Origin of the sequence: Arthrobacter sp. ok362 (assembly GCF_900102785.1) — a bacterium.
Classification (GTDB): Bacteria; Actinomycetota; Actinomycetes; order Actinomycetales; family Micrococcaceae; genus Arthrobacter.
Genome location: NZ_FNGC01000003.1, coordinates 335200 through 346996, shown reverse-complemented (window position 1 = coordinate 346996; position 11797 = coordinate 335200). Strand labels below are relative to the sequence as shown.

10 protein-coding genes are annotated in these 11797 nt (G+C 69.0%); 2 read left to right on the top strand and 8 right to left on the bottom strand.

All coding sequences use genetic code 11. The features are described 5' to 3' along the window. The first annotated feature begins 34 nt into the window (after positions 1-34). Positions 35-382 (top strand): hypothetical protein, encoded by a 348-nt coding sequence (locus tag BLQ10_RS06085; RefSeq protein ID WP_091559566.1) that lies wholly within the window; start codon positions 35-37, stop codon positions 380-382. 111 nt (positions 383-493) lie between these two features. On the opposite strand, the gene BLQ10_RS06080 is transcribed toward BLQ10_RS06085, so the two are convergent. From BLQ10_RS06080 to BLQ10_RS06045, 8 genes are all read right to left on the bottom strand, one after another. Continuing rightward, the gene (locus BLQ10_RS06080; RefSeq protein WP_091559564.1) at positions 494-2281 is read right to left on the bottom strand and encodes a DEAD/DEAH box helicase; all 1788 of its coding nucleotides are present in this window, start codon (positions 2279-2281) and stop codon (positions 494-496) included. 245 nt (positions 2282-2526) lie between these two features. Further along, positions 2527-2853: a DUF3039 domain-containing protein gene (locus BLQ10_RS06075; protein ID WP_091559562.1), complete on the bottom strand. Its 327-nt coding sequence runs from the start codon at positions 2851-2853 to the stop codon at positions 2527-2529. A 51-nt stretch (positions 2854-2904) separates the two neighbouring features. Next, positions 2905-3687, bottom strand: coding sequence for a glucosamine-6-phosphate deaminase (gene nagB / locus BLQ10_RS06070; RefSeq protein ID WP_091559559.1), 783 nt, complete (start codon positions 3685-3687; stop codon positions 2905-2907). A gap of 51 nt (positions 3688-3738) precedes the next feature. Beyond that, the gene (locus tag BLQ10_RS06065; protein WP_091559556.1) at positions 3739-5310 is read right to left on the bottom strand and encodes a transporter; all 1572 of its coding nucleotides are present in this window, start codon (positions 5308-5310) and stop codon (positions 3739-3741) included. Next, entirely contained in the window at positions 5292-6089 is a 798-nt protein-coding gene (locus tag BLQ10_RS06060; protein ID WP_091559555.1) for an ABC transporter ATP-binding protein, read from the bottom strand. The genes BLQ10_RS06065 and BLQ10_RS06060 overlap by 19 nt, the downstream gene beginning before the upstream one ends. Positions 6090-6179: 90 nt before the next feature. Continuing rightward, positions 6180-7280, bottom strand: a complete 1101-nt coding sequence (locus BLQ10_RS06055; RefSeq protein ID WP_091559552.1) for an NADH:flavin oxidoreductase/NADH oxidase — start codon at positions 7278-7280, stop codon at positions 6180-6182. Further along, positions 7280-8305 (bottom strand): tetratricopeptide repeat protein, encoded by a 1026-nt coding sequence (locus tag BLQ10_RS06050; protein ID WP_091559549.1) that lies wholly within the window; start codon positions 8303-8305, stop codon positions 7280-7282. The genes BLQ10_RS06055 and BLQ10_RS06050 overlap by 1 nt, the downstream gene beginning before the upstream one ends. A 56-nt stretch (positions 8306-8361) precedes the next feature. After that, positions 8362-10293, bottom strand: a complete 1932-nt coding sequence (locus BLQ10_RS06045; RefSeq protein ID WP_254785411.1) for a hypothetical protein — start codon at positions 10291-10293, stop codon at positions 8362-8364. Between the two features lie 313 nt (positions 10294-10606). Between BLQ10_RS06045 and BLQ10_RS06040 the strand changes: the two genes are divergently transcribed. Beyond that, positions 10607-11791, top strand: a complete 1185-nt coding sequence (locus BLQ10_RS06040) for an AI-2E family transporter (protein WP_254785428.1) — start codon at positions 10607-10609, stop codon at positions 11789-11791. The last annotated feature ends 6 nt before the right edge of the window (positions 11792-11797 follow it).

Genomic DNA, 11797 nt, shown 5'->3' with positions numbered 1-11797 from the left:
CTATAGTCAGACCCGTAGAACCCCGGAGTACACCATGAAGAAGACCCTGACCGTTCTGATTGCCGCCGGAGCGCTGCTCGGCGCGGCCGGCTGCTCGGCCACGCCGCAGCTGACCAACCAAGAAACCTGCGCCCGGGTCAAGACCGTGGTCTCCGCCCAGTCGGCCACGTCGGACAAGGCCGGCATGACCAGGGTCGCCAACCAGCTGCGGCCCATCAAGGCGGCAGCCTCCGAGGACCTGCGGGCTCCGCTGCAGACCATCATTGAATACTTTGACGAGTCGGCCAAGCCCGCCCCGGACACCGCCAAGCTCGAGGACATGAAGGCCGACTACACCGCGGCAGGCCAGACCTACGGCCAGGTCTGCGGCAGCGGCCAGTAACCGAAGCGCGCCGCAGAGCCGAGTAAACAGTGGAGGGACCAGGCCATCGGCCTGGTCCCTCCACTTTTGCCCTTGCTTTTGCCTCTGCTCTTTGCCTCTGCTTGTCCGAGGCTACTTCCGGCCGATGAACCAGTCCTGGAGCTTCCGCAGACGGGTCTGCAGCTGCTCCTCATTGGCCTGCGCGACGGCCGGGCCGCCGCAGACGGTGCGGAGTTTGGTGTGGATGACGCCGTGCGGGGTTCCGGTGCGGGCTGACCAGGCCGCGACGTTCTTGGCCAGCTCAGTGCGCAGGTCCATGAGCATCCGGTGGTCCGGCACGGCGGGGGCCGCCGCGGGCACGGCGTCCGCCTGCGGGGAGCGCTTGTTCTTCCGGTTCAGTTGTTCGTGCTGGCGCTGGCGCAACAGCGTGCCGACCTGTTCAGCGTCCAGCAGACCGGGGATTCCGAGGAAGTCGAGCTCGTCCTCCGAGCCCACCTCGCCGCCGGTGCCGAACTCGCCGCCGTCGAAGAGGACGCGGTCAAAGGACGCCTGGGAGTCGAGGGCCTCGAATTTGCCCTTCATCAGGGAGTCGGAGGCCTTCTCCTCGCGGTTCGCCTCGTCCATGAGCGAGTCCTCAGGATTGAAGAGGCCGTCGCTGTCTTCCTTCTCCGGGCGGTCCAGCGCGTGGTCGCGCTCGGCCTCCATCGAGTTGGCCAGCGCCATCAGCTGCGGCACCGAGGGCAGGAAGACCGACGCCGTCTCGCCGCGCTTGCGGGCACGCACAAAGCGCCCCACGGCCTGGGCGAAGAACAGCGGAGTCGAGGTCGAGGTGGCATAGACGCCGACGGACAGCCGCGGAACGTCCACGCCTTCGGAGACCATCCGGACGGCCACCATCCAGCGCTTCTCGCTGGCGGTGAATTCCTCGATCTTGCTGGAGGCCTTGGCATCGTCGGAGAGGATGACGGTGGGTGATTCGCCGGTGATCTTCTTCAGCTGGCCGGCGTACGCGCGGGCGTCCTCGTGGTCGGTGGCAATGACCAGGCCCCCGGCATCCGGGACGCTGCGCCGGACTTCGCTGAGGCGTTTGTCCGCGCCGGCAAGGACGGCGGGGATCCATTCGCCGGCCGGGTTCAGCGCGGTGCGCCAGGCCTGGGAGGTGATGTCCTTCGTGACGGCCGACTCTCCGAGCGAGGCCGCCATTTCGTCCCCGGCGCTCGTGCGCCAGCGCATTTGGCCGGAGTACGCCATGAACATGACCGGGCGGACCACATGGTCGCGCAGGGCCTTGCCGTAGCCGTAGGTGTAGTCGGCCTTGGAGCGCCGGATCCCGTCGCGGTCCTCGGCATACTCCACGAACGGGATGGGCGAGGTATCGGAGCGGAACGGGGTACCGGTCAGGGACAGCCGGCGGGCGGCGGGATCGAACGCCTCGCGGAGGCCGTCGCCCCAGGACAGTGCCTCGCCGCCGTGGTGGATTTCGTCCAGGATCACCAGCGTGCGGGCGGCTTCGGTCTTGGCCCGGTGCAGCATGGGCTTGCTGGCCACCTGGGCGTAGGTCACCGCGACGCCGATGAACCCGCGGCCGTGCTGGCCGTCGGCGTTCTTGAAGTTCGGGTCAATCGCGATGCCCACCCGGGCCGCGGCGTCGGCCCACTGGCGCTTCAGGTGGTCGGTGGGCGCCACGATGGTCACGCGGTTCACCACACCGGATTCGATGAGCATGGATGCCACGCGCAGGGCGAACGTGGTCTTACCTGCGCCTGGGGTTGCGACAGCAAGGAAATCCTTGGGATGGATGCTGAAGTAGCTGTCCAGCGCCTCCTGCTGCCAGGCGCGCAGCTTGGGGGCGGTGCCCCAGGCAGCCCGCTCGGGATAGGCGGGGGGAAGCGTGGGTCCGCCGAAAAGTGTCTCTGTCATTGAGGCGCCCTCCACCCGCGCATGGCTGCAGCCGACGGAGAAACCCAATTAAGCACAAAAACACCAATCTTTTTTGGATGGACCCGGCGGAACCCCGCACAGGGCAGTACCCGGACAGCATGGACCGGCAGGCAGGACAGCAGGGAACCGGAAAAGGAACAGAAAACCGGGGCGCACCGGCGCGCCGCCATAGAGAAACGCCGTCAGGGACGGCTAACGGATCCTGATTGATCCGTTAATTGCCGTTACTTGTCGCCGGAGCCCTTGCCGCCGTCGTTCCCGGGGCGCAGGCCGTCGTAGACTTCCTTGCATTCAGGGCAGACGGGGAACTTCTGCGGATCCCGGCCCGGTGTCCAGACCTTGCCGCAGAGCGCGATGACAGGGTCACCGGTCAGCGCGGATTCCATGATCTTTTCCTTGCGCACGTAGTGCGAGAAGCGCTCCCGGTCACCGGGCTCAACTTCCTGGCGCAGTTCCTCGCGCTCGATCGTGGCCGTAGACGTACCGGCTCCGGAGAGCTCGCGCATCGGATCGTTTTCGAGAGGATCGGTCATGCTAGTCATGACACCCATCTTAGCCGTTGGAAGTCCGCCGCCGGACCTGCGGGATGCCGGCGCCGGAGCCTAAAGCCCCTGCCAGGCAGGTTTGTGGTCATAGCTGTGGCGGTAGTAGTCCGCCAGCCGCAGCGACGACGCCGCCGCCTCGTCCACGAGGACGGTGGCGTGCGGGTGCAACTGCAGCACGGAGGCCGCACAGATGGCGGCGACGGGGCCCTCGGCGAGATCCCGGACGGCCTGGGCTTTTTGGGCACCGGTGGCGACCAGGATGACGTGACGGGCATCCAGGATTGTGCCCAGGCCCTGGGTCAGGACGTGGTGCGGCACGGCGGCCAGGCTGCCGAAAAACCGTGCGTTGTCCCGGCGTGTCTGCTCGATCAGAGTCTTGATCCGGGTCCGGGACGCCAGCGACGAGCCTGGTTCATTGAATCCGACGTGACCGTCCGTTCCGACGCCAAGGAACTGCAGGTCCACTCCCCCGGCATCGCGGATGGCGTCTTCATACCCCTGGCAGGCTGCCAGGATGTCCGCCGCGGCGCCGTCGGGCACATGGACGTTGGCCGGGCTGATGTTCACGCGTGCGGTGAATTCGCGCGCGATCACTTCGCGGTAGGACTCCGGGTGGCCGGCTGGCAGGCCCACGTACTCGTCCAGGGCGAAGGCGCGGGCCTGGCTGAAGTCCAGGCCGTCGCGCTCGTGCCGCAGGGCCAGCTCGCCGTAGATCGGCAGCGGCGAGGAGCCGGCCGCCAGGCCCAGCACGGCGTCGGGCTTGCGGCGAAGAAGGGCCTCCACCGCATCCGCCGCAAGCGACGCGATCTGCTTGCTGCCGGGAAGGATGACAACTTCCATGATCCTGCCTTTGCCGGGTGATCGAGTCTGCGCACTCCCAGCATGCACCCGTCAGCGGTTGACGGCCAGTTGTGCCAGCAGCTCCGGCCCCCGCCGGTCCAGCCACGCACCGCCGGCCCGGACGCCTGTGGCGAAAAGCGCGAGGCCCAGCACGGGTCCGAGGACCAGCGTGATCCAGCCCGGCACGGTGCTGCCGGTGATGAACTGCGCGGCCACAAGCGCCACTTCAGGCGCCACGAGGATCATGAGCACGGCCATGCCGCCGAACTGCACGGCGAGGGTCTGGGCCACGTTGCCCGGCGGTTTCTTGAACGGGCTGTCTCCCGGCAGCGGGACGCTCACGGTGTAGCGCGCCGAGATCACCGAGGCCAGGCCCAGGCCGGTGAAGAGGACGCCGAGCGAGAGGCCAAGGACCGCGGGCAGCTTGTCCCAGTCACCGGTGAAGAAGAACGGCCCCACGCTGAAGATGAGCACCACGGGCAGCGCGAAGCTCAGGCACGCCAGTGCCCGGCCGAGCCGGTCGTCGGCACCGCGCACCCCGGTGGCCACGTGCAGGGCGAACGCGGTGCTGTCATAGGAGACGTCGGTGGAGATGGACCAGGCCAGGAGGAAGGCCGTCAGCGGCCCCACAAACTGGAACGGGCCATAGAAGCCGCTTTGGCTGCCTTGGAAGAGCATCAGCACGGGCAGGAGCGGAACGACCACGAGCGCCCCGGCGTAGCGGGGGTCCCGCAGCCAGTAGTACAGGGACCTCGCGGCGACGGCGGCGGCCGGCGTCGCCGGGAGCAACCTGAACAGGCCCGCGCCACCGGTCCGCCGCTTGGACGTCCCGGCGTAGGGCGGCGTCACCAGGGCACGCTGCAGCAGGACTTTCCACGCCAAGGCCAGGGCCGCCAGTGTGGCCACGGCGATGAGGAATTTCGCGGCCGCAGCCGCGTAATTGCCGGCGGCGAGCTCGCCGCCGAGCGCGAAGGCCGCCCCGGCCGGCGTCCAGGACAGTGTCCGGGCCAGGCCGGCCAGGAAATCGCCCGAACCCGCGATTCCCCTGGCGATGCCCGCCACGATGGGGCCGGTGAGCACGAGCGGGATGAGGAAGGCGACGGCGCTGATGTCCTTGAAGCGCCGGGAGCTTGCCAGGCCGGCCGTGGCCGTGGTCACGACCTTGGAGAGAACGACGCAGCTCAGCACGCCCAGCGCGGCACCCACCAGGGCGCCGGCCGCGGCCGGCAGGCTGCGGGACCAGGTGCCCACCGTGGCGAGCGCAACGAGCGAGGTTGCGAGTCCCGGTATGCCGATCAGCCCGCCCAGCGCCAGCCCTGCCAGCAGCTGCGGCATGGGCACGGCGAAGGTGGTGAAGCGGGCAGGGTCCAGGGTCATGTCGGCGGCGGAGACCGCGACGGGGATGATGGCCCAGCCCAGGAGTGCCGCTGCGCCGCCCAGGACCACGACGGTCTGGGCGAGTTCGATCTCCTGGCCGCGCAGGACGAACAGCCCGGCCGCGCAAACACCGACGATTCCCAGGGCATACAGGGTGCCGATCCCGAGGCCAATGAGCTGCCAGGGGCTGCGCCGGACGCTGTTGCGCAGCAAGGTCAGCTTGAGCCTTAGAAGGTGCGCAACCATTCCAGCCCTTCCGTGTGGTTCCGGCCGCCCACGAGCTGCACGAAGCGGTCCTCGAGGCTGGCCCCGGCGCGGACTTCCTCCACGGTGCCGGCGGCGAGGACCCGGCCGCCGGCGACGACGGCCACGTGGTCGCACATGCGCTGGACCAGGTCCATGACGTGGCTGGAGACGATGACCGTTCCGCCCGAGGCAACGTAGCGGTCCAGGATGTCGCGGATGTTCGCCGCGGAGATGGGATCCACCGATTCGAACGGCTCGTCGAGGACCAGGAGCCGCGGTGCGTGGATCAGCGCAGAGGCCAGCGCGATCTTCTTGGTCATGCCGGCGGAGTAGTCCACCACCAGTGTGCCGGCATCGTTGCCCAGGTCCAGCGCTGCGAGCAGTTCCGCCACCCGCGACGCCACCATCTCCCGGTCCATCCCGCGCAGCAGGCCGGCGTAGCTCACCAGCTGCTCGCCGCTCAGGCGGTCGAACAGCCGGACGCCGTCGGGCAGGATCCCCATCAGCTTCTTGGCCTCCAGCGGATGCTGCCAGACGTCGACGCCGTGGACCAGCGCGGTCCCGAAATCGGGGCGCAGCAGGCCCGTCGCCATGGACAGCGTGGTGGTCTTGCCGGCGCCGTTGGGGCCGACCACACCGTAGAAGGAACCGGCCGGAACGTCCAGGCTGATGCCGTCGACGGCGATTTTGTCCCCGAAACGCTTGGCAAGGCCGAGCAGGGACAGGGCGGGAACCGGCGGCGAAGTCGGGCCAGGGGGCACCGGGGGCTGGAAAGTCATGACGCCAGACTAACCGTCCCCCGGCGCGAAAAGGGTCGTCCGCAAGGCGTAAGTTTTCACCCGCAGGAACCGGCCCCGCGACCGGGCGTTCTAGAACAAATGCCGAGGTATGGCGCGCTCGTACTGCGGCGGCCAAGCAAGGTCATGGCCGAGCTCGAACGCGGCCCGCAGCCACCAGTGCGGGTCCCGCAGCGCGGCACGGGCTATGAACACGCCGTCGGCCTGGCCGGTGGCCACCGCGTGCTCGGCCTGCCCGGCGGACGTCAAGAGTCCCACGGTGCCGGTCCTGACTCCGGCCTCGCGCCGGATCCGGGCGGAGAACCCGGTCTGGTAGCCGGGGCCCACGGGAATCTCTTGGTAGGCAACGGCCCCGCCGCTGGAAACGTCCACCAGGTCCACCCCGCGCTCCGCGGCGGCGCCGGCCATCCGGACCGAGGCCTCGGCGTCGATCCCGCCCGGCGCCCAGTCCGAGGCCGAGATCCGCAGCAACAAGGGCATGGACTCCGGGATGACCGCGCGGACGGCGTCCACCACGGCAAGCGTCAGCCTGTTCCGGCCCGTCTCGTCGCCGCCCCAGCGGTCTGTGCGGTCGTTGACCAGTGGGCTCTGGAACTGGTGCAGCAGGTAGCCGTGGGCGCCATGGATTTCGATCGTGTCGAACCCGGCGTCTACGGCCCGCACGGCGGCGGCGGCGAAGTCGGCGATCACGCCGTCGACCTGCGCTTCAGTCATGGCCGACGGCGGCGCGTAATCGTCGAACGCGCCGGTGCCGGGACCCACGGTGTCCCAGCCGCCCTCGGACGCCGGCACGCTGCCCTTCCTGCCGGAGAACGGCCAGTAGGAGGACGCCTTCCGGCCGGCATGCGCCAGCTGCGTGCCGATCTTGGTCTCCGCGGTGCCGTGGCGGTGCACGAAGGAGGTGATGCGTTCCCAGGCCGCGGCCTGGTCGTCGTTGTAGAGGCCGGCGTCGCGGGGGCTGATTCTGCCCGCGGCGTTCACGGAGTTGGCCTCGGTGAGGATCAGGGCAGCTCCCCCGGTGGCAAAGGAGCCCAGGTGCATGAGGTGCCAGTCGGTGGGCACGCCCTCACCAGTCCCGGGCTCGCAGCTGTACTGGCACATCGGGGATACCCAGCCGCGGTGCTGCAGCCGCAGGGACCTCAGGTCCAGCGGCGCGAAGAGTGCCGATCCCACTAGAACAGCACCCGGGCCAGTCCCTGGCGGGCCTTGGCGACACGCTCGTCACCGGCGCCGACGACGTCGAAGAGTTCCAGCAGCCGGACCCGGGCAGTTTCCCGTTCCGGGCCGAAGTTCCGGCCAATGAACGTCACGATCCGGCCGAGGCCGTCCTCGATGTGGCCGCCGGCGATGTCCAGGTCGGCCACGCCGAGCTGGGCTTCGAGGTTGTCCGGCTCGTCGGCGGCGAGCCGGCGGAGGGCATCTGCCTCGGGCCCCGAGAAGGACTGCAGGCGCTCCATGAGTTCCACCTGCGCCAGGCCGGCCTTGGCCTCTGCGTCCGCGGGCATCTCGTTCAGGGCCTGCCGGTAGGCGGCGGCCGCGGCCGCGTAGTCGCCGGCCTCGATCGCGTCGAACGCCGCCTGATGCAGGGGCGGCAGCGGCGGAGCCTCCGGTTCCCCGGTACCGGGACCGCCGGCGCCAATCCGTCCGGTCACGCCGTTAGCGGCCGCGACCTTGAGGAGTTCGTCGAACAGGCTGCGTACCTGCTGTTCGTCCGCGCCGCCCTGGAAGAGCGGAACGGGCTGGCCCTTGACGACGGCGACGGCGGTCGGCACGGCCTGGACCTGGAAGGCCTGGGCAAGTTCCGGGAAGACGTCGATGTCCGCGGCCCCGAGGACCAGCCGGCCGTCGTAGCTCTCAACGATGCCTTCGAGGACCTCCACCAGCTGGTCGGAGCCCGGTGAGTAGGAGGCCCAGAGCGCGATCACCACGGGCACCTGGGCCGAGAGCTGCACGAGATCCTGGAAGTTGCCCTCGGTCACGTCCACGCGCAGCGGCCGGCCGGCGTGGTCGGCGCCGCCGGCTGCCGGTGCGGGGGCTGCGGCAGAACCGGCCGGGCCGGGGGCCGCAGGACCCGGACCCGCAGGTCCGGGCGCGGCCGGTGCCGGCCGCTGTTTCAAGGCGGAAAGGTCGACGGCGCCGCGCAGGTTCAGCGGGCTGGCGGCAACTGGCGGGACCGGGCGGGAAGCTGGCGTAGTCATAGCTCCACTCTAGCCATTGAAGTCCCGCCCGGCGCCACCGTCCCCGCCGGCGAAGGCTACTTGAAACTCGCCCCGACCAGGCCCCGGGTGGCGGCCACGAGCTTCATCGGATCCTTGGAACCGGCCGGCGGAACATAGACAGCCACCGACTCGGCGAACTTCAGCACCATGCCGGTGCTGGTCTCCTTGCCGCCGGCCAGGGCGGCCGCGTCATCGCCGATCGTGAGCTTGTCTCCCTCGGCCTTCGGAGTCCCGTCGAAGGAGAAGTTCAGGCGTCCCAGGACCAGTGCCCCGCCGTCGGCGGTACGGAACACGACAGTGTTCTCGGGGGCCACCTTGTGCGTGAAGGCGAAGGTGCCGTTGACGCCTGATTTGACGACGTCGGTCTGGTAGGCGAGGGTGTCCGCGATGTACGGGGAGGACTGGCCCTCGACGAGCTTGTCCTTGAAGGCGGAGTTGGCCGTGGTCAGGCGGTCACCGAGCCCGGCGAGGGCTTCGTCGCCGCTGTACAGGAGTCCGGACTTGTCCGCGGACGCCATCGTCTCCGTGCCGGCCCGCCCGATCGCCGGGAAGGTGGCACCGGGCTGCAGCGGCGTGCTGCTGACCAGCTTGTAGTTCTCCCGCGGGGAGGCCTGGGTCAGGGTCAGCAGTTGCGGGACGACATTGCCCTGGCCCTGCGTGACGGCCATGACCGAGCGGGGCCAGCTGCGCTTGTTGGTGACTACCGTGGTCAGCAGCTTCATGGAACGGACAGGCATGCGGGACTCGTAGGAGCCGACCCGCGAGCGGATCTTGTAGTTCTGCGTGCGCACCTCGAGCTCGGACTTAGCCACGCGCGGCGCCAGCTTTGCGGCGTCCTTGGCGGCATCTCCTGCATCGACAGCGCCGGCAACCTGCTCCAGGACTCGGCGGAACTGGGCGTCCAGCAGCACCGGCGCATCGCCGGCCTGGTCCTCTTTGGGACTGCCCGGGGCTGCGTTGCTGGAGGCCGGGGCAGTGGCGGCCGGGGCACTGGACACGGAGGCACTGGGCGACGGCGCGGGTGTCTGGCTGGCCTGGGCGGCCACCGATGTTCCGCCGACGGCGGTGGCCGTCAGCAGGGCCACCGCGATGCCGGAACGGCGCGCCGTGCCGGAGCCCTTCTTCTGCTCGGGCGCTGCCTTCTCCGGCAGTGATTTCTCCGGCAGTGATTCCTCCGGGGTGGCCGGCTGCGGTGCCGTGTCGGGTGCTGCGGTGTCGGGTGCTGCGGTGTCGGGTGCTGAAGGCTGCAGCGTGCTTGCCGTCGAACCCTGTCCCCCGCGGCGTGCCGCGGCCTTGGCCTGCGCGCGGCGGGCGAACATGCTGCCGCCCCCGCCGCCGGTCCGGTTGCCTGACCGGTTGCCTGGCGTCGGCTTGAGGACCAGCAGCGCCGCGCCGGCGATGATCAGCAGGCCGCCGAGCACCATGAACGGAATAGCCCAGGGCGTGGAGGTGTCGTTCGGGAACGTCATCGTGATGGAGCTCGGTGCGGGCTTGGTGCCGTCCGCCGCGAGGAGGAGGGACCAGTCGCCGTCGGCCGGCGCGTTCCACGAGTAGTTCATTTCACCGCTGGCGTTCTCGGTACTGACCCAAAGGTCCGATCCGGCGGGCGAGGGTGCGGTGGCGTCGCCGTCGGTGTGCGCCAGCTGCAAGGCCTTGCCGTCCTCCGAGAGGCCGGCGACAGTGTTGTGTGCCGTCTTGCCCACCCAGGCGTCGACGTCGTCCGGCCGCCCGGCGGCCAGCACGAAGGCACCCTCACCCTTGACTTGGATGTTCACGGTCCCGGGGTGCAGCGCCCTCAGCTTCGCGTCGAAGACGGTCAGCGGCGCGGCAGTACCCGTCGGAGCGGTGGCTGTGATCGTCTCCGGGGGAGCCCAAAACGTCTTCTGGCCAATTCCGGCCAGCAGTGTCAGGAGGCCGAGCAGCACCAGGGCGACTGCAGTCTTGAAACGCAAAATACTACCAATCATCAGCGGACAGTTAGCTTCAATAGTAACCATTTTGTTACCCGCGAGTCAGATCGGCGGCCCGGCCCACCCCCGCCCGCGGCTTCCGGGCCGGGTCCCCACCCTTGAGCTGACAAGGCTGCTGATAGTGTTTGCGGTGATCATCACACCCGCGCCGCCTCTGTGGCGCCGCACAGAAATAAGGGCATTCAACGCAGTGACTGAACATACGGATTCGTCCTCCGCCGGACAAGAAGAAGCCCAGGAATCCGGCAGCCAGGAACGCGGCCCCGAGGAAACGCTCGCCAGCCCCCGGCCCATAACCTCCCGCCCCCGGATTGCCGCGGCGAATGTCTTTTTGTCCGCGGCCCGGCGCCTGCGTCAGCCCCTGCCGGGAGCCCAGCCGCGAATCCGTTTCGAGATGCCGCCGGAGCATGAGGCCGAGGCCGGGTCAGAGGCCCCCTTCGGCAGTCCCGGTCCCCGGATGTCGGCCCAGCACCCCCTCTATGTGGGCTTCATGGGCACGGTGGGCGTCGGCGTCGCGCTCCTGGTCTACTGGATCGGTTCGAATACGACGCAGCTGCTCTTGTGGATCATCACGGCGCTCTTCATCACCCTGGGGCTGGACCCGGTGGTGCGCTGGCTCGAACACAGGAATGTCCCCCGGGCCGCCGGCATCCTCCTCTCCGTATCCGCCCTGGCAGTGGCAGTAGCCGCATTCTTCGCCACCCTGATCCCCACGATCGTGCAGCAGGTGACGCAAATCGTGCAGCAGGCGCCCAAGTGGGTCCAGGAGTTCATTGACTCGGAATTCTTCCGGAGCATTGACAGCCAGTTCGGCATCCGGGACCGCATCAGCCAGGAGCTGGAGAAGTTCGTCAACAACCCCGAGGCCATGGGCGGCATCTTCGGCGGTGTTGTCGGCTTCGGCTCCACCGTGGCAAACGGGCTGTTTGGCGCGCTGATCGTGCTGGTCCTGAGCCTGTACTTCCTCGCCGCACTTCCCGCCATGAAGAAGTGGGGCTACCGGCTCGCCCCGCGCTCGCGCCGGCCCCGGGTTCAAGCCCTGTCCGAGGAAATCACCGGGTCGGTGGGCAACTACGTGATCGGCCAGGCCGCCGTGGCACTGCTGAACGCCACCTTCGCCTTCATCGTGATGTCGATCATCGGAGTGCCGTTCGGCACGCTGCTGGCGTTCGTGGTGGCCCTGCTGGCGTTCATCCCGCTTGTGGGCGGCATGATTGCCGGGTTCCTGGTGACGATCGTTGCACTGACCGCCGGCTGGCAGACGGCGCTTGTCTTTGCCATCTGCTATTTCTCCTACCTCCAGTTCGAGGCGTACTTCATCTCACCGCGGATCATGCAGAAGGCCGTGGCGGTGCCCGGGGCCGTCGCCGTGATCTCGGTGATCGCCGGCGGCAGCCTGCTCGGCGTGCTCGGCGCCCTGATCGCCATCCCCACGGCTGCGGCGATCCTGCTGCTGGTCAAGGAAATCTTCATCGCCCGCCAGGACAGCCGCTGACCGGTT

What these genes read in the sequence shown, in the direction of transcription:
- BLQ10_RS06085 (WP_091559566.1), top strand. Translation starts at nt 35, where the DNA reads ATGAAGAAGACCCTGACCGTTCTGATTGCCGCCGGAGCGCTGCTCGGC.
- BLQ10_RS06080 (WP_091559564.1), bottom strand. Translation starts at nt 2,281, where the DNA reads ATGACAGAGACACTTTTCGGCGGACCCACGCTTCCCCCCGCCTATCCC.
- BLQ10_RS06075 (WP_091559562.1), bottom strand. Translation starts at nt 2,853, where the DNA reads ATGGGTGTCATGACTAGCATGACCGATCCTCTCGAAAACGATCCGATG.
- nagB (WP_091559559.1), bottom strand. Translation starts at nt 3,687, where the DNA reads ATGGAAGTTGTCATCCTTCCCGGCAGCAAGCAGATCGCGTCGCTTGCG.
- BLQ10_RS06065 (WP_091559556.1), bottom strand. Translation starts at nt 5,310, where the DNA reads ATGGTTGCGCACCTTCTAAGGCTCAAGCTGACCTTGCTGCGCAACAGC.
- BLQ10_RS06060 (WP_091559555.1), bottom strand. Translation starts at nt 6,089, where the DNA reads ATGACTTTCCAGCCCCCGGTGCCCCCTGGCCCGACTTCGCCGCCGGTT.
- BLQ10_RS06050 (WP_091559549.1), bottom strand. Translation starts at nt 8,305, where the DNA reads ATGACTACGCCAGCTTCCCGCCCGGTCCCGCCAGTTGCCGCCAGCCCG.
- BLQ10_RS06045 (WP_254785411.1), bottom strand. Translation starts at nt 10,293, where the DNA reads ATGATTGGTAGTATTTTGCGTTTCAAGACTGCAGTCGCCCTGGTGCTG.